The sequence below is a fragment of the Burkholderia sp. NLJ2 genome, assembly GCF_049487195.1.
Classification (GTDB): domain Bacteria; phylum Pseudomonadota; class Gammaproteobacteria; order Burkholderiales; family Burkholderiaceae; genus Burkholderia; species Burkholderia pyrrocinia.
On sequence record NZ_CP137808.1, the window covers coordinates 402483 to 418831 of the forward strand.

Consider the following 16349-nt stretch of genomic DNA (forward strand, 5'->3'; position numbering starts at 1 on the left):
AACGATATGCCTCCTTCGACGCTGACGCCCGCGCGCGCAGCCGGCGCCGGATCGACCGCACGCGCGACCCGCGCCGGTGCTGTCCGTACCGGCGCGCCGCGCTGGCTCGTGCCGGCCAAGGTGCTGGTTTTTGCGGCCGGCCTCTATCCGCTTGCGCGTCTCGTGCTGTTCGGGCTGACCGACCGGCTCGGCGCGAACCCGATCGAATTCATCACGCGTTCGACCGGCCTGTGGACGCTCGTGATGCTGTGCATCACGCTCGCCGTCACGCCGCTCCGGCGCGTGACGGGCTTCGCGCCGCTGCTGCGTTTTCGCCGGATGATCGGGTTGTTCGCGTTCTTTTACGCGACACTGCACTTCACGACCTACCTGTGGTTCGACAAGTGGTTCGACGTCGTCGCGATCCTGAAGGACGTCGGCAAGCGCCCGTTCATCACGGTCGGCTTTGCCGCGTTCATGCTGCTGATCCCGCTCGCCGCGACGTCGCCGCGCGCGATGGTGCGCCGGCTTGGCCGCCACTGGGCAACGCTGCACAGCACGATCTACGCGATCGCGCTGTGCGGCGTGCTGCACTTCTGGTGGATGAGGGCCGGCAAGCACAATCTCGCGCAGCCGAAGCTTTACGCGGCGATCGTCGCCGCGCTGCTCGGCTGGCGGCTGGTCGCATGGGGATGGCGGCGCGTGCGCGCGTAACGGCCCGGCCTTAAAAAACAAAAGGCGATGACCGGGAAGTCATCGCCTTGTTTCGCGAGCCGCGCGGGTAGCGTCGCGTCGTTACTGCGCGACGGCCGGGCCCGATGCCGGTGCGGGCATTTTCGATGCGTCGCTCGACAGCTCGGGCGACAACGTGAGCGGCGTGCCGGACGAATCGGGCACACTGTCGGATGACGCGTTTTCATCGGTCGGCTTCACGTCCGACGGCGGCGTGTCTTGTTGCTGGATCGGCTTGGGCAGCGGAGGCACGGTGGGCAGATAGAGCGCGCCGCTTTGACCGCAGCCGGCAAGAATCGCCAAAGCCGCTACAATCGCGCTCATCCGGAAAACGACTCGCATGATCGTCCCTGAACAATTGAACCGATAGAGTTTAGCATGTCCGATACCGAATACCTGACCCGTGCCGAGGCCGTGCTGACGGCTGTCGAGCGTACCGTCGACACCGCGAACGACGGTGACCACGACATCGATCTGGAGCGCAACGGCAGCGTCCTGACGCTGACGTTCGAGAACGGCTCGAAGATCATCGTCAACCTGCAGCCGCCGATGAAGGAGGTGTGGATCGCCGCGAAGGCGGGCGGATTCCACTACCGTTTCGTCGACGGCGAATGGCGCGATACGCGCACGGGCACCGAGTTCTACGCGGCACTCACCGAATACGCGACGCAGCAGGCCGGCCTGCCGATCACGTTCAGCGCGTGACGGCCGGGGCACCGGGCCCCGAACACCGGACCAAAAGAAAAAGCGCCCCGCGGGGCGCTTTTTTCATGTCCTGGGCCGCGTGTCAGTGGCCGCGGAACAGGTTCATGATGTCCTGCTTTTCCGCCTCGTCGACATGCGGCACCGCCTCGTCGACGTTCTGCGCGGCCGGTGCCTGCGGCACGCCGACCGTCGACACGAAACCGTGACCGGGCGTGAACTCGGTGAAGTACAGTTCGCTGCCGAGCGACTCGACGCCGTCCGGTACCGTCGGCTTGAACTCCGGCACGCCCTTCAGCGCGGCGCCCATGTAGTCGATCCAGACCGGCAGCGACAGGCCGCCACCGGTTTCGCGATCGCCGAGGCTGCGCGGATTGTCGTAGCCGATCCACGCGATCGCGGCGAGCGTGTGCTGGTAGCCGGCGAACCACGCGTCGTGCGAATCGTTCGTCGTGCCGGTCTTGCCCGCGAGGTCGGTGCGCTTCAGGATGTTGGTCCGGGCGCCCGTGCCGCGCTGCGCGACGCTTTGCAGCAGGCTGTTCATCACGTATGCGTTGCGCGCGTCGATCGCACGCGGCGCGTTCTGCTCGGCGACGAGCGGCTGCGCGCGCGCGACGATCGCGCCGTTCGGATCGGTGACTTCGGCGATCAGGTACGGATTGACGCGGTAGCCGCCGTTCGCAAAGACCGAATACGCGCCGGCCATCTGCAGCGGTGTGACCTGGCCCGCGCCGAGCGCCATCGGCAGGTAGGCCGGATGGCGCTCGGCGTCGAAACCGAAGCGCGTGATGTACTGCTGCGCGTACTTCGTGCCGATGTTGTTCAGGATCCGGATCGACACGAGGTTGCGCGAGCGCTGCAGCGCGGTGCGCATCGACATCGGGCCTTCGAAGCCGCCGCCGTAGTTCTTCGGCTCCCACGGCTGGCCGCCCGTTTCGGCGGCGCTGAAATACAGCGGGCCGTCGTTGATCACGGTTGCCGGCCCGAGGCCCTTGTCGAGCGACGCCGAGTAGATGAAAGGCTTGAACGACGAACCCGGCTGTCGCCACGCCTGCGTGACGTGGTTGAACTTGTTCTTGTTGTAGTCGAAGCCGCCGACGAGCGAGCGGATCGCGCCGTCCTGCGGGATGATCGACAGAAACGCGCCTTCGACCTGCGGCAACTGCGTGATCGACCATTTGCCGGTGTCGTTCTTCACGACGCGGACGATCGCACCGGGGCGGATGCGGCGGTTCGGCTGTGCATTGGTCGACAGCGCGCCCGACGCGAACCGCAGGTTGTCGCCTTCGATCGTCGCAGTGCTGCCGTCGATGAACGCAATCGTGATCTGGCGCGGGCTCGCGGCCGTGACGACCGCGGCAATCAGCTCGCCGTTGTCGGGGTGCTCGAGCAGCGCGTCGTCGATCGCCTGTTCGCGGTCGTCCGCACCGGCCGGCAGCTCGATGAAACCTTCCGGCCCGCGATACCCGTGCCGGCGCTCGTAATCCATGATGCCCTTGCGCAGCGAGGTGTACGCGACCTGCTGGTCAGCGGAATCGATCGTCGTGACGACGTTGAAGCCGCGCGTGTAGGTTTCCTCGCGGTACTGCGCGTACATCATCTGTCTGACCATTTCCGCGACGTACTCGGCGTGCACGCTGAAATCGCGGCCCGGGCCCTTGACGACGAGCGGCTGCGCGACGGCCTCGTCGTGCTGCTCGCGCGTGATGAAGTTCAGCTCGAGCATCCGTTGCAGGATGTATTCCTGGCGCACTTTCGCGCGCTTCGGATTGACGACCGGGTTATACGCGGACGGCGCCTTCGGCAGCCCCGCGAGCATCGCCGCTTCCGCGAGGGTGATGTCCTTCAGATCCTTGCCGAAATAGACCCGCGCGGCGCTCGCAAAGCCATACGCGCGCTGGCCGAGATAGATCTGATTCATGTAGACCTCGAGAATCTGATCCTTCGTCAGCGCGCGCTCGATCCGGTACGCGAGCAGCATCTCGTAGATCTTGCGCGTGTAGGTCTTCTCGCTCGACAGGAAAAAGTTGCGCGCGACCTGCATCGTGATCGTGCTCGCGCCCTGAGAGGCATGGCCGTTCGTGAGCGCGACGAAGCCGGCGCGGACGATGCCGGTGAGGTCGACGCCGCCGTGATCGTAGAAGCGGGAGTCCTCGATCGCGAGGATCGCCTTCTTCAGCGAGTCGGGCACGTCCTTGAAATGGACGACGTCGCGGCGCTCCTCGCCGAATTCGCCGATCAGCACGTGATCGGACGTATAGATGCGCAGCGGCACCTTCGGGCGATAGTCGGTCAGCGCGTCGAGCGACGGCATGTTCGGCCAGGCGACGACGAGCGCGTAGCCGAGCACGAGGCCGCCGGCCACGACGAGGGCCACGCACATCGCGGCAAAGCCGAGCAGGACTTTTTGCCACCAGGGCCGCTTTTTCGGCTCCGGGGCGGGAGGCGGGGACGTAGGAGTCGTGGATTGCATAGGCATACCGGAAAACAGTCTCGCGATTATAGCTGCCCGGTAAGACCGGTCCTGACGCGGGGGCTGCCCGCCGGAAAGCCGCGGGTTGCCATGCCTTCAGCATAGCCCGCGCGCGGCCGTTCCGAGCCGATGCTGGCCGTTCGGTCGACTGTCGGCCGAACGCGCCGCTTTGCAGAATCAGGTCTCGGAAACGCGGCGTGGGCCGCGACGATCGCGGGAGGCCGGGATGACGGGACGATGGATGGCGCGGTTTGCGCAGGGCAGGCACGGGGCGACGGGAATCGACGTCGGGGCGGACGAGTTGAGGGTGGTCGTGCTGAGCCGGCGCGGCCGTGCTGCCGATGTGCGCGTCGAGGGGCTCGAGCGGGAGCCGGTCGGGTTGGCGGGCGGGCCGGAAGACGCACGCTGGGCGGCGGTTGCGCGCTCGCTGGCGGCGGCCGTGTCGCGGCTGTCGGCGGCGGGCGTGCGGTGCGCGGCGTGTGGCGTGATGGCGCTGAGCGATGACGAGATACGCACCGCGACGCTCGACCTCGCCGGGCGTGACGACGTCGAGGATGCCGCGCGGCAGGCGGCCGAGCGCATTTCCGGGCTGGCGCCGGACAGCCTCGCGTTCGACTGGCGGCAGGATGGCGGCGCGCAGTCCGGCGAGATCGAGGTCGCGGTAGCCCCGCTGGCGCTGCTCGAACGGCGGGTCGACGTGGCCGCCCAGGCCGGCGTCGACCTGACGGCCGTCGACGGCGAGTCGGCGGCCGCGCTGCGCGCGTTGCGTTATGCGGCGCAGTTCGAGCTCGACGCGCACGGTCCCTATGCCGCGCTCTGGTTCAGCGAGTCGGGCGTGCGAGCGTGGCGTGTCGACGGTGCGTTGGCCGCGCAGGTGCTCGCGCTGTCAGGCGCGGTGCCGGAGGCGTTTTCCGATGCATTGCGCCAGCGCGCGCTCGGGGCCGTGCGTTGCGTACTCGTGGCCGGGGACGAGCGGTGCATGGCCCGCTTCGGAACATCCGTCGCCGATATCGGCGACGTGCTCGGCGCGGTCGCGGTGCCGTTCGACTGCACGGGCTGGGACGGGCAGCCGTGCCCGCCCGCCGGCATGCAGGGCGGCCCGGCATTCGCCGTCGCGTTCGGGCTGGCGTTGCGCGGGGTGTGGGAATGACGGCCGGCCGCATACCGGCAAGCGTGTCCGGGCCGGCTCAGGTCGATCGTGCAGGGCTCGGCGGTTTCAACTTGCTGCCGTACCGTGAGCGGCTGGCGCAGGCGTTGCGACGCCGCCGCGCCGCGCAGTGCGGGACGGCAATCCTGCTCGGCGTACTTGGCGTCAGCCTGTGGACGGGCGCTGCCACGTGGTTGCGATGGCGTGCGGACGCCGAGCGCGCAAGTGTGGAGGCGCGGCTGCGGCAGTTGCAGCCGCAGATGAACGCCGCGACGCGCGCTGCCGGTGCAGCCGCCGCCGCCGCTCAGCGCGGCGCGCGGGCAGCGGAGCTTGCCGCGCCTTACCGGCGCGTCGCAGCGCTGCTGGCGACACTGGCGCTGGTGCGCGGCGATACGGTCCGGCTCGACACGCTGCGCACGACGCCGGCCGGCGCCGTACTCGATGCGCGCGCCGCGAGCTACCGGGCGACCGCGCGATGGCTCGCCGGGATGGCACGCGAGCAGCGCGACTGGCGAATCGACATCGACGTGTTGAAGCCTGCTTCGGACGCACCGGTCGCCTCGGCGGGGATGCCGTTCCGGTTCTCGGTCCAACTGCGCTGGCACGACGCGATGCCGTCGCGGAAAGCGTCGGGAGGTGGCGCATGACGGCGATCGTGCATCGGCCTGCGCCGCGCGGCGAAGCATGGCTGGGCGGCATGCGGCGCGTGTCGCCCGAGGCTGCACATGCCGCCGGTTGCGTGCTGGCGTTCGCGGCCGTGCTGGCGGGCGGCATTCATCTGGCGAATGCCGCCGACTGGAGCGGGCTTGCGCATAGTCGCACGCTGCTGGCAGCGGCGCAGGTGCGCGAGGCCGACGCACGGCGCGTGCTCGCGGCCGCCGGGCAACGGCGCGACGCACGTCTGGCACCAGCGCGCGATGACGGCTTGTCGCCTGAGCCGGAATGGGCTGCGCTGATGCTGGAACTGGCCGATCTCGCGGCGTCGAGCGGGCTGAGTCGTGTATCGATCGAACCGCAGCAAGCCGACGGTGCGGTGCCGGACGGCAGGCGCACGGTGCGTATCGTCGCTGATGGCGGCTTTCGCGCGTTGTTGCACATGGTCGGCGGACTGGCGGGCTTCCCGGTACTGGCGGTGCCGTCGGCGCTGCGTGTCGAGCGGGGATTGCAGGCAGTGCGCGTGGAAATGTCCGTCGATGTGTTTCCGGCGCTGCGGGCTGCAACGGGCACTGGCGGCACGGTGCCGGTTCCGGCAGCGGAGCTCGCCGACGATCCGTTCGACGCGGCTGGCTCGTCCGCAGCGGATGGTTCGGCGGCGCACCTGGTCGGCACGATTCGCGACGCGCGTACCGGTCTCGCGCTGTTCGACGGCGGCGATGGCACGTTCACCGCCGTGGCGCCCGGCGAGGCGCTCGGCGCCGCACGCGTGGTGCGTGTCGAGCCCGCGGCCGTGACGCTCGCGACGGCGGACGGGGCGCACCGGATCGTCCTTGGCGACGGAGGTCGGCCATGACCAAGTATGGGCGTTGGGCACTCGTCATCGTCTGGGCTGGATTGACGGCGGCCAGCGCGAGTGCGTCGTTGCCGCCGCTACCGACCGTGTGGCCGGCAGCATCGATGGATGCGCAGGTGCCGGGGCTGCCGTTGCCAGGAGGTCGGGCCGATGATGTGGATGACGCCGTGTCGGGGGAGGTCGGCCCGCAGCCGTTCGGTCCGGCGGCTCACGCGGCGCTTCGGGCGGAAACTGCCGCTCCGGCTCCCCGGCTGGAGGGGTCGCCGATCCCGTTGGCGCCGCCGGCCCGGATGAGCGACGGCGCGTTACGGCAACCGGGCGATGCCGACGACGCACGGCGGATCTCGCTGAATCTGCAGGGCGTCGGTCTCGCGGCCGCGTTCGACGCGTTCGCGCGGTTCACGAGTCTCAATATCGTCGTCGGCGAGCAGGTGCGCGGCACCGTCACGTTACGTCTGAACAATGTCCGCTGGCGCGATGCATTCGACACGCTGCTCGATACGCAGGGGCTCGCAATGTCGCGGCGCGGCAACGTGATATGGGTCACGCCGGCGGCAGAGCAGGCCGCGCGCGAACGCGAGCGCTTCGAGATGCACGCGCGGGCCGCGGATCTGGAACCGCTCGCGAGCCGTACGTTCGCGCTGCACTATCCGCGCGCGCAGGACGTGCAACGGCTGCTGGCCGGCGCGACCGGCCAGCGCCTGCTGTCGAAGCGCGGCGCCGCAGCGGCCGATCCGCGCACGAACCTGCTGTTCGTCACCGATCTCGAACCGCGTATCGTGCAGATCGCGGGCCTGATCGACGCGATCGACCGTCCGTCGCGGCAGGTCCGGATCGAAGCGCGCATCGTCGAGGGCGAACAGGGCTTCTCGCGCAATCTCGGCGCACGCGTCGCGCTGCGTGCGCAGGGGCGCCCGCCGTCGGGCGACGGCACCACGTTCACGACGGACGCGCGCAACGCGCTCGACCTTGCCGCGCGGCCGCTCGGTGGCTTCGAGGCAGCAACAGCCGGCTTTACACTGTTCGCCGCTCCGCTCAGCCGCGTACTCGACGTCGAACTGAGCGCGCTCGAGGCGCAGGGGAGGGGGCAGATCGTTTCGCGTCCGCGGGTGGTGACCGCCGATCGCGTCAAGGCCATCGTCGAACAGGGTTCGGAGCTGCCGTACCAGGCGAAGGTCGGCAACGGCGTGAGCGGCGTGCAGTTCCGCCGCGCGACGCTCAAGCTCGAGGTCGAGCCGCAGATCACGCCCGACGGGCGCGTGGTGCTCGACCTGGACGTGACGAAGGACAGCGTCGGCGAGCCGACGGCGGCCGGCCCGGCGATCCATACGAAGCACGTGCAGACGCGCGTCGAGGTCGAGGATGGCGGGACGGTCGCGATCGGCGGGATCTACGAGCAACTGCTCCGGAACGATGTGACGCGCGTGCCGCTCTTGGGCAAAATACCGTTTCTGGGCGCGCTTTTCCGGCATCGCGCGCAGCGCGACCAGCGTAACGAACTGGTCGTCTTCATCACGCCGACCGTCGTCGATGCGCGCTGCGATGCGCGAGGCGCGGGCGACGCGGATCCCGATAAAACGGGGCCGGAAGCCGCCGGCGCAGGCTCGACAAGGCAGCCGCTTTGCCAGTAAGCTGCGCCACACACCAGCAAGATTGAAGCAGAGGAAGCCGTTGCAAGCGCGGGACCCACATGCAAACGTATTTTTCGTCGGCCTTATGGGAGCGGGTAAGACCACCGTGGGCCGTGCAGTCGCGCGTCGTCTCGACAGGACGTTCTTCGACTCCGACCACGAAATCGAGGCCCGCACGGGCGCGCGCATTCCGGTGATCTTCGAGCTGGAGGGCGAGGCCGGGTTTCGCGATCGCGAAACGCAGGTGATCGCCGATCTGACGCAGCGCGAGAACATCGTGCTCGCGACGGGCGGCGGCGCGGTGTTGCGCCCGGAAAATCGCGATTGCCTGAAAAGCAATGGCATCGTCATCTATCTGCGTGCCAATCCGCACGATCTGTGGCTGCGCACGCGCAAGGACAAGAACCGCCCGCTGCTGCAAACCGAAGATCCGAAGGGGCGTCTCGAAGCGCTCTACGAAGTGCGCGACCCGCTGTACCGCGAATGCGCGGATTTCGTCATCGAGACCGGCCGCCCGTCGGTCAACGGTCTCGTCAACATGGTGTTGATGCAACTCGAACTGGCGGGCGTCATCGCCAAGCCGCTACAAGCATGATTACTGTCAACGTCGATCTGGGCGACCGCGCCTATCCGATTCACATTGGCGCCGGCCTGATCGGCCGCGCCGAGCTGTTCGCGCCTCACATCAAGGGTTCGTCCGTCACGATCGTCACGAACACGACGGTCGATCCGCTTTACGGCGACGCGCTGCGCGCGGCGCTCGCGCCGCTCGGCAAACGCGTGTCGACAGTCGTGCTGCCGGACGGCGAGGCGTACAAGAACTGGGAAACGCTGAACCTGATCTTCGACGGCCTGCTGACCGAGCGCGCGGATCGCAAGACGACGCTCGTCGCGCTCGGCGGCGGCGTGATCGGCGATATGACGGGCTTTGCCGCCGCGTGCTACATGCGCGGCGTGCCGTTCATCCAGGTGCCGACGACGCTGCTGTCGCAGGTCGATTCGTCGGTCGGCGGCAAGACGGGCATCAACCACCCGCTCGGCAAGAACATGATCGGCGCGTTCTACCAGCCGCAGGCCGTGATCGCGGACATCGGCGCGCTGACGACGCTGCCCGAGCGCGAACTGGCGGCCGGCGTCGCCGAGATCATCAAGACCGGCGCGATCGCCGATGCGGAATTCTTCGACTGGATCGAGGCGAACGTCGACGCGCTGAACCGTCGCGAGCCGGCCGCGCTCGCGCACGCCGTGAAGCGTTCGTGCGAGATCAAGGCGAGCGTGGTCGCGGCCGACGAACGCGAAGGTGGCCTGCGTGCGATCCTGAACTTCGGCCACACGTTCGGCCATGCGATCGAGGCCGGGCTTGGCTACGGCGAGTGGCTGCACGGCGAGGCGGTCGGCTGCGGGATGGTGATGGCGGGCGACCTGTCGGTGCGGCTCGGCCTGCTCGACGAAGCGTCGCGGCAGCGCCTCGACGCGGTGATCGCGGCCGCGCATCTGCCGACCCGCGGGCCCGCGCTCGGCGACGCGCGCTACATGGATTTGATGCGCGTCGACAAGAAGGCTGAAGCCGGCGCGATCAAGTTCATCCTGCTGAAGCGATTCGGCGATACGCTGATCACGCAGGCGCCGGACGAAGCTGTGTTCGCTACACTGGCGCAGACGACCCGGTAACGGCGGCCCGGATGCCCCGGCGCCCCTGACATGGAGGAGACGTGAGCGAGACATCCAGCAGCACACTGCCCGAAGCCGGCCGCGCATCCGTTGCGCCGGTGGCCGAGCCGCCGACGCTGGCGGCGCTGGAAGCCCATCTCGCTCCGTATGCCGCGCACGCGTTGCAGTCGCGCGGCCGCCGCCATCCGGAAACGCCGCCGGCGGCGCGCACCGAATTCCAGCGCGACCGCGACCGCATCGTCCATTCGACCGCGTTTCGCCGGCTCGAATACAAGACGCAGGTCTTCGTCAATCACGAAGGCGACCTGTTCCGCACGCGCCTCACGCACAGCCTCGAAGTCGCGCAGATCGCGCGCTCGGTCGCGCGCAACCTGCGCCTGAACGAGGATCTCGTCGAAGCGATTTCGCTCGCGCACGATCTCGGCCATACGCCGTTCGGCCATGCCGGCCAGGACGCGCTGAATGCGTGCATGCGTGACCACGGCGGCTTCGAGCACAACCTGCAGAGCCTCGCGGTCGTCGACGAGCTCGAGGAGCACTACGGCGCGTTCAACGGGCTGAACCTGTGCTTCGAGACGCGCGAAGGCATTCTGAAGCATTGCTCGCGCGAGAATGCGCGCAAGCTCGGCGCGCTCGGCGAGCGCTTCCTGCAGGGCCGCCAGCCGTCGCTCGAAGCGCAGCTTGCGAACATCGCGGACGAAATTGCCTACAACAACCACGACGTCGACGACGGCCTGCGTTCCGGCCTGATCACGATCGAGCAACTCGCGGAAGTCGAGCTGTGGCAGCGCCACTACGAGGCGGCGCTTGCCGAATTCCCGCACCTCGAAGGCCGCCGCCTCGTGCACGAGACGGTGCGCCGCATCATCAACACGCTGATCGTCGACCTGATCGACGAGACGACGCGCAATCTCGCGCGCGTCGCGCCCGCGTCGCTCGACGACGTGCGCGCCGCGCCGCCGCTCGTGGCGCACAGCGCGACGGTCGCCGCGCAGGCGGCCGCCCTCAAGCGTTTCCTCTTCAAGAACCTGTATCGCCACTACAAGGTGATGCGCATGGCGAGCAAGGCGCAGCGCGTCGTCACGGGGCTGTTCGACGCGTTCATCGACGATCCGCGCCTGCTGCCGCCGCCGTACCAGTCGGACGACGCAGCGCAGCAGCCGCGTCTCGTCGCGCACTACATCGCCGGAATGACCGACCGCTTCGCGCTGAAGGAATATCAGCGCCTGTTCGTCATCAACGACAACTGACTGTCACAAACGATCACTAGACTTCGCCGGTTCAATGGCGATGGGAATGTTGCACACGCTATTGGTAACGTTTTCATAGGAGAGAGGTCGATGAAGAAGAAGCCTGCGGGGACCATGGTTCGTTCGATCGCGCTGGGCGGCGCGCTGATGTTCGGTGTGCAGCACGTGGCGTTGGCTGCGACTGAGATCCAGTTCTGGCATGCGATGGAGGCCGCGCTCGGCGAGCGGGTCAACGCGATTGCCGAGCAGTTCAACGCGTCGCAGAGCGACTACAAGATCGTGCCGGTTTTCAAGGGTACCTACGACCAGGCGCTCGCAGCCGGCATCGCCGCCTATCGCAGCGGCAACGCGCCGGCGATCCTCCAGGTCTATGAAGTCGGCACGGCCACGATGATGCAGGCGAAGAAGGCCGTCGTGCCGGTCTACGACGTGTTCAAGCAGGCCGGCGTGCCGCTCGACGAAAAGGCGTTCGTGCCGACCATCTCGAGCTACTACAGCGACGCGAAGACAGGCCATCTCGTGTCGATGCCATTCAACAGCTCGACGCCGGTGCTGTACTACAACAAGGACGCGTTCAAGAAGGCCGGGCTCGACCCGAACCAGCCGCCGAAGACGTGGGCCGACGTGAAGGCCGATGCCGAGAAGCTGCGCAAGTCGGGGATGGCGTGCGGCTTCACGACCGGCTGGCAGGGCTGGATCCAGCTCGAAAACTACAGCGCATGGCACGGGCTGCCGTTCGCGAGCCGCAACAACGGCTTCGACGGCGCCGACGCCGTGCTCGATTTCAACAAGCCGCAGCAGATCGCGCACGTCGCGTTCCTGGAGCAGATGGCGAAGGACGGCACGTTCACGTACGCGGGCCGCAAGGATGAAGCGTCGGCGAAGTTCTACAGCGGCGACTGCGGGATCATGACGACGTCGTCGGGCGCGCTCGCGAACGTGCAGAAATTCGCGAAGTTCAGCTACGGCACGGGCATGATGCCGTACGACGCGAACGTGAAGGGTGCGCCGCAGAACGCGATCATCGGCGGCGCGAGCCTGTGGGTGCTGGCCGGCAAGGATCCGGCGACCTACAAGGGCGTCGCGAAATTCCTCGCGTACCTGGCATCGCCGCCCGTCGCCGCGAAGTGGCACCAGGACACGGGCTACCTGCCGGTGACGACCGCCGCGTACGACCTCACGCGCGAGCAGGGCTTCTACGCGAAGAACCCGAGCGCCGAAACCGCGATCAAGCAGATGCTGAACAAGCCGCCGCTGCCTTACACGAAGGGGCTGCGTCTGGGCAACATGCCGCAGATCCGCACGATCGTCGACGAAGAGTTCGAGCAGGTCTGGGCGCAGAAGAAGTCGCCGAAGGACGCGCTCGATTCGGCGGCCTCGCGCGGCGACGAGCTGCTGCGCCGCTTCGAGAAGTCGGGCGGCTGAGCACGCATCGCTTCGTGCCGCCGGCCGCGCCGCGCATGTGCGCGCGCGGTCCGGCGGCGCGGTTTCCTTTCCGTTTCGCCTGACCGGATATCCGCGATGCAATCCCGTTCCCGCTTCGGTACGAGCCTGGTGCCGTACCTGCTGATCGCGCCACAGCTCGCGATCACCGCCGTGTTCTTCCTGTGGCCGGCCGGCGTCGCGCTGTGGCAGTCGACGCAGATGCAGGACGCGTTCGGCACGTCGAGCGAATTCGTCGGCTTCGCGAACTTCACGCGCCTGTTCGCCGATCCGCTGTATCTCGATTCGTTCCGCACCACGCTCGTGTTCAGCTCGCTCGTCACGGTGAGCGGGCTCGTCGTGTCGCTGCTGCTCGCCGCGTGCGCCGACCGTGTGATCCGCGGCGCGCGCGTATATCGCACGCTGCTGATCTGGCCGTACGCGGTCGCACCGACGATCGCAGCCGTGCTGTGGGCATTCCTGTTCAACCCGAGCATCGGCCTGATCACGTATGCGCTCGCGAAGGGCGGCATCGTGTGGAACCACGCGCTGAACGGCGGGCAGGCGATGTTTCTCGTCGTGCTCGCGTCGGTGTGGAAGCAGGTGAGCTACAACTTCCTGTTCTTCTACGCGGGCCTGCAGGCGATCCCGCGCTCGCTGATCGAGGCGGCGGCGATCGACGGCGCAGGGCCGGTACGGCGCTTCTTCAACATCGTGCTGCCGCTGCTGTCGCCGACGAGTTTCTTCCTGCTGGTCGTGAACCTCGTCTACGCGTTCTTCGACACGTTCCCGGTGATCGACGCGGCCACCGGCGGCGGCCCGGCGCAGAGCACGAAGACGCTGATCTACAAGATTTTCGCGGAAGGCTTCCAGGGGCTCGACATCGGCAGCTCGGGCGCGCAGTCGGTCGTGCTGATGATCATCGTCGTCGGGCTCACGGTGATCCAGTTCCGCTTCGTCGAACGCAGGGTGCAATACGCATGATCGAAAATCGCAAGGGCTTCGACCTGTTCTGCCACGCGGTGCTGATCGCGGGCGTCGTGCTGATCGTGTTCCCCGTCTACGTCGCGTTCTGCGCGGCGACGATGAACGCGCAGGAGGTGTTCACGGTGCCGCTGTCGCTCGTGCCGAGCACGCATCTGTTCGAGAACATCGCGTACATCTGGGGGCACGGCAGCGGCGGCACGACGGCGCCGTTCGGCCGGCTGCTCGTGAACAGCTTCGCGATGGCGCTCGGCATCGCGGTCGGCAAGATCGCGATGTCGATCCTGTCCGCGTACGCGATCGTCTACTTCCGCTTCCCGTTCCGCAACACGGCGTTCTGGCTGATCTTCGTCACGCTGATGCTGCCGGTCGAGGTGCGGATCTTCCCGACCGTGCAGGTCGTGTCGACGCTGCACCTGACGAACACGTATGCGGGGCTCACGCTGCCGCTGATCGCGTCGGCGACTGCGACGTTCCTGTTCCGCCAGTTCTTCATGACGCTGCCCGACGAGCTGATGGACGCCGCGCGCATCGATGGTGCGGGGCCGCTGCGCTTCTTCTGGGACGTCGTGCTGCCGCTGTCGAAGACGAGCATCGCGGCGTTGTTCGTGATCACGTTCATCTATGGCTGGAACCAGTATCTGTGGCCGATCCTGATCACGACGGAGGCGTCGTTGTCGACGGCGGTGGTGGGCATCAAGACGATGATCGCGAGCGGCGACGCCGCGACCGAATGGCAATACGTGATGGCGGCGACGTTGATGGCGATGATTCCGCCGCTCGTCGTCGTGCTGGCGATGCAGCGCTGGTTCGTGCGCGGCCTCGTCGATTCCGAGAAATAAATGACGGACGGCAACCGGGAGAAAGACCAAGTATGGCTGCGCTGAGCTTGAAGGGCGTCAGGAAATCCTACGACGGCAAGCAGCACGTGCTGCATGGCATCGACGTGGAGATCGCGGACGGCGAATTCATCGTGCTGGTCGGCCCGTCGGGCTGCGGCAAGTCGACGTTGCTGCGGATGATCGCGGGGCTCGAGAGCGTGACGGACGGCGAGATCGCGATCGGCGAGCGCGTTGTCAACGCGCTGGAGCCGAAGGATCGCGACATCGCGATGGTGTTCCAGAACTATGCGCTGTACCCGCACATGACGGTCGCGCAGAACATGGGCTACGGGCTGAAGATCCGCGGGATCGAGCGTGCGACGATCGACTCGCGGGTGGCTGCGGCCGCGAAGATCCTCGAACTCGAGCCGCTGCTCGCGCGGCGGCCGCGCGAACTGTCGGGCGGCCAGCGGCAGCGCGTCGCGATGGGGCGCGCGATCGTGCGTGAGCCGTCGGTGTTCCTGTTCGACGAACCGTTGTCGAACCTCGACGCGAAGCTGCGCGTGCAGATGCGGCTCGAGATCCAGCGGCTGCATGCGCGGCTCGCGACGACGAGCGTCTACGTGACGCACGACCAGATCGAGGCGATGACGCTCGCGCAGCGCGTGATCGTGATGAATCGCGGCTACGCGGAGCAGATCGGCGCGCCGGTCGACGTGTACGAGAAGCCGGCGACGGTGTTCGTCGCGGGCTTCATCGGCTCGCCCGCGATGAACCTGATGCACGGCCGGCTGTCGGACGACGGCGCGACCTTCACGGTCGCGGGCGGCGGCCCCGCGCTGCCGGTCGCCGGCGCGCCCGGCATCGGCGCAGAGATCGCCACCGGGCGCGACTGGGTGCTCGGTGTGCGTCCCGAGCACATGACGCCGCAGCCGGGCGTCGCACAGGCGACGCTGCCCGTCGACTCGTGCGAACTGCTCGGCGCGGACAATCTCGCGCACGGCCGCTGGGGCAATCACGACGTCGCGGTGCGCCTGCCGCACGCGGACCGTCCCGCGCGCGGCACGGCGCTGGCGGCCGCGCTGCCCGCGCACCGGCTGCATTTCTTCGACCCCGAGACCGGCAAGCGTGCCGGCTGAACCGGCTGACCTTGCAGTGAGACCGACGATGACTTCCCGTACCGACTGGTGGCCCTATCCGCGCGTCGTCGCCCATCGTGGCGGCGGCACGCTCGCACCGGAGAACACGCTCGCCGCGCTCGACGAGGGCGCGCGACGCGGTCACCGGATGGTCGAGTTCGACGCGAAGCTGTCGGCCGACGACGTGACGTTCCTGCTGCACGACGACACGGTCGACCGGACGTCGAACGGTCAGGGGGCGGCGGCGGGCATGCGCTATGCGACGCTGGCCGCGCTCGACGCGGGGGCCTGGTTCGATGCGCGCTTCGCGGGCGAGCGGATGCCGACGCTCGAGGCGGCGGCGGCGCGCTGCATCGCCCACGGCCTGGCCGCGAATGTCGAGATCAAGCCGTGCCCGGGGCGCGAGCGTGAGACGGGGCAGCGCGTGGCGGCCGACGCGGCCGCGTACTGGCGCGATGCCGCGGTCCCGCCGCTGCTGTCGTCGTTCTCGTTCGATGCGCTGCAACAGGCGCGCGAGACCGTGCCGGCGCTGCCGCGCGGGATGCTCTACGAGGCCGTGCCGGACGACTGGCATGCGCAGGTCGTCGGCGCGCTTGGCTGCGTATCGTTGCATGCAGACCACAAACGGCTCGACGAACCGCTCGTGCGGGCGATCAAGGCGGCCGGGCTGCGCATCCTGGTGTACACGGTGAACGACCTCGAACGGGCGCGCGAACTCGCGCGCTGGGGCGTCGACGCGGTCTGCACGGACCGCATCGACCTGATCGGCCCCGATGCGCTGGACGATATCGCGTAGCGCCCGGTCCCGCGCGATGGCGGGCGAGGGAAGACCCTGAGACAAAAAAACGACGCCCCGGCGGGATTTCGCCGGGGCGTTTTGCATCGTGG

Annotated in this window: 16 protein-coding genes; 14 read left to right on the forward strand and 2 right to left on the reverse strand. The window is 68.0% G+C overall.

Features of this window, described 5'->3' with window-relative positions:
- Positions 1–6: 6 nt before the first annotated feature.
- Positions 7–693, forward strand: a complete 687-nt coding sequence (gene msrQ / locus R9B84_RS01825) for a protein-methionine-sulfoxide reductase heme-binding subunit MsrQ (protein WP_423759005.1) — start codon at positions 7–9, stop codon at positions 691–693.
- Between the two features lie 81 nt (positions 694–774).
- Here the strand turns inward: msrQ and lptM are convergent, their stop codons facing one another.
- Positions 775–1053 (reverse strand): LPS translocon maturation chaperone LptM, encoded by a 279-nt coding sequence (lptM, locus tag R9B84_RS01830; RefSeq protein WP_047899593.1) that lies wholly within the window; start codon positions 1051–1053, stop codon positions 775–777.
- Positions 1054–1089: 36 nt separating this feature from the next.
- On the opposite strand from lptM, the gene cyaY reads away from it, so the two are divergent.
- The gene (gene cyaY / locus R9B84_RS01835; protein WP_047899594.1) at positions 1090–1416 is read left to right on the forward strand and encodes an iron donor protein CyaY; all 327 of its coding nucleotides are present in this window, start codon (positions 1090–1092) and stop codon (positions 1414–1416) included.
- 82 nt (positions 1417–1498) lie between these two features.
- Here the strand turns inward: cyaY and R9B84_RS01840 are convergent, their stop codons facing one another.
- Complete coding sequence (locus R9B84_RS01840; protein WP_423759006.1) at positions 1499–3892, reverse strand: penicillin-binding protein 1A; 2394 nt, start codon at positions 3890–3892, stop codon at positions 1499–1501.
- A gap of 220 nt (positions 3893–4112) precedes the next feature.
- On the opposite strand from R9B84_RS01840, the gene R9B84_RS01845 reads away from it, so the two are divergent.
- The 12 genes from R9B84_RS01845 to ugpQ all read left to right on the forward strand — a co-directional run bounded on the left by R9B84_RS01845 (position 4113) and on the right by ugpQ (position 16257).
- Positions 4113–5036 (forward strand): competence protein ComA, encoded by a 924-nt coding sequence (locus R9B84_RS01845; RefSeq protein WP_423759007.1) that lies wholly within the window; start codon positions 4113–4115, stop codon positions 5034–5036.
- Positions 5033–5680, forward strand: coding sequence for a fimbrial protein (locus R9B84_RS01850; RefSeq protein ID WP_423759008.1), 648 nt, complete (start codon positions 5033–5035; stop codon positions 5678–5680). The genes R9B84_RS01845 and R9B84_RS01850 overlap by 4 nt, the downstream gene beginning before the upstream one ends.
- Entirely contained in the window at positions 5677–6543 is an 867-nt protein-coding gene (locus R9B84_RS01855; RefSeq protein ID WP_423759009.1) for a pilus assembly protein, read from the forward strand. Before R9B84_RS01850 ends, R9B84_RS01855 begins: the two co-directional genes overlap by 4 nt.
- Positions 6540–8174: a type IV pilus secretin PilQ gene (locus R9B84_RS01860; protein ID WP_423759010.1), complete on the forward strand. Its 1635-nt coding sequence runs from the start codon at positions 6540–6542 to the stop codon at positions 8172–8174. Before R9B84_RS01855 ends, R9B84_RS01860 begins: the two co-directional genes overlap by 4 nt.
- A gap of 40 nt (positions 8175–8214) precedes the next feature.
- Positions 8215–8769, forward strand: a complete 555-nt coding sequence (locus R9B84_RS01865) for a shikimate kinase (protein ID WP_423759944.1) — start codon at positions 8215–8217, stop codon at positions 8767–8769.
- Positions 8766–9845 carry a 3-dehydroquinate synthase gene (gene aroB, locus R9B84_RS01870; protein ID WP_423759011.1) on the forward strand — a complete coding sequence of 360 codons (1080 nt, stop codon included), beginning with the start codon at positions 8766–8768 and terminating at the stop codon, positions 9843–9845. The genes R9B84_RS01865 and aroB overlap by 4 nt, the downstream gene beginning before the upstream one ends.
- Positions 9846–9886: 41 nt before the next feature.
- Positions 9887–11095 (forward strand): deoxyguanosinetriphosphate triphosphohydrolase, encoded by a 1209-nt coding sequence (locus tag R9B84_RS01875; protein ID WP_423759012.1) that lies wholly within the window; start codon positions 9887–9889, stop codon positions 11093–11095.
- A 90-nt stretch (positions 11096–11185) separates the two neighbouring features.
- Positions 11186–12520: a sn-glycerol-3-phosphate ABC transporter substrate-binding protein UgpB gene (ugpB, locus tag R9B84_RS01880; protein ID WP_423759013.1), complete on the forward strand. Its 1335-nt coding sequence runs from the start codon at positions 11186–11188 to the stop codon at positions 12518–12520.
- A gap of 96 nt (positions 12521–12616) precedes the next feature.
- Positions 12617–13501 (forward strand): sn-glycerol-3-phosphate ABC transporter permease UgpA, encoded by an 885-nt coding sequence (gene ugpA / locus R9B84_RS01885; RefSeq protein WP_152859225.1) that lies wholly within the window; start codon positions 12617–12619, stop codon positions 13499–13501.
- Positions 13498–14343 (forward strand): sn-glycerol-3-phosphate ABC transporter permease UgpE, encoded by an 846-nt coding sequence (gene ugpE / locus R9B84_RS01890; protein WP_262540440.1) that lies wholly within the window; start codon positions 13498–13500, stop codon positions 14341–14343. Before ugpA ends, ugpE begins: the two co-directional genes overlap by 4 nt.
- A gap of 32 nt (positions 14344–14375) precedes the next feature.
- A complete protein-coding gene (locus tag R9B84_RS01895) occupies positions 14376–15461 on the forward strand; it encodes a sn-glycerol-3-phosphate import ATP-binding protein UgpC (RefSeq protein ID WP_342308465.1) in 1086 nt (361 codons plus the stop codon).
- 28 nt (positions 15462–15489) lie between these two features.
- Positions 15490–16257: a glycerophosphodiester phosphodiesterase gene (gene ugpQ, locus R9B84_RS01900; RefSeq protein WP_423759014.1), complete on the forward strand. Its 768-nt coding sequence runs from the start codon at positions 15490–15492 to the stop codon at positions 16255–16257.
- Positions 16258–16349 lie beyond the last annotated feature (92 nt).

What these genes read in the sequence shown, in the direction of transcription:
- cyaY (WP_047899594.1), top strand. Translation starts at nt 1,090, where the DNA reads ATGTCCGATACCGAATACCTGACCCGTGCCGAGGCCGTGCTGACGGCT.
- lptM (WP_047899593.1), bottom strand. Translation starts at nt 1,053, where the DNA reads ATGCGAGTCGTTTTCCGGATGAGCGCGATTGTAGCGGCTTTGGCGATT.
- R9B84_RS01895 (WP_342308465.1), top strand. Translation starts at nt 14,376, where the DNA reads ATGGCTGCGCTGAGCTTGAAGGGCGTCAGGAAATCCTACGACGGCAAG.
- R9B84_RS01840 (WP_423759006.1), bottom strand. Translation starts at nt 3,892, where the DNA reads ATGCCTATGCAATCCACGACTCCTACGTCCCCGCCTCCCGCCCCGGAG.
- msrQ (WP_423759005.1), top strand. Translation starts at nt 7, where the DNA reads ATGCCTCCTTCGACGCTGACGCCCGCGCGCGCAGCCGGCGCCGGATCG.
- R9B84_RS01845 (WP_423759007.1), top strand. Translation starts at nt 4,113, where the DNA reads ATGACGGGACGATGGATGGCGCGGTTTGCGCAGGGCAGGCACGGGGCG.
- ugpB (WP_423759013.1), top strand. Translation starts at nt 11,186, where the DNA reads ATGAAGAAGAAGCCTGCGGGGACCATGGTTCGTTCGATCGCGCTGGGC.
- ugpE (WP_262540440.1), top strand. Translation starts at nt 13,498, where the DNA reads ATGATCGAAAATCGCAAGGGCTTCGACCTGTTCTGCCACGCGGTGCTG.
- ugpQ (WP_423759014.1), top strand. Translation starts at nt 15,490, where the DNA reads ATGACTTCCCGTACCGACTGGTGGCCCTATCCGCGCGTCGTCGCCCAT.
- R9B84_RS01860 (WP_423759010.1), top strand. Translation starts at nt 6,540, where the DNA reads ATGACCAAGTATGGGCGTTGGGCACTCGTCATCGTCTGGGCTGGATTG.
- R9B84_RS01855 (WP_423759009.1), top strand. Translation starts at nt 5,677, where the DNA reads ATGACGGCGATCGTGCATCGGCCTGCGCCGCGCGGCGAAGCATGGCTG.
- R9B84_RS01850 (WP_423759008.1), top strand. Translation starts at nt 5,033, where the DNA reads ATGACGGCCGGCCGCATACCGGCAAGCGTGTCCGGGCCGGCTCAGGTC.
- ugpA (WP_152859225.1), top strand. Translation starts at nt 12,617, where the DNA reads ATGCAATCCCGTTCCCGCTTCGGTACGAGCCTGGTGCCGTACCTGCTG.
- aroB (WP_423759011.1), top strand. Translation starts at nt 8,766, where the DNA reads ATGATTACTGTCAACGTCGATCTGGGCGACCGCGCCTATCCGATTCAC.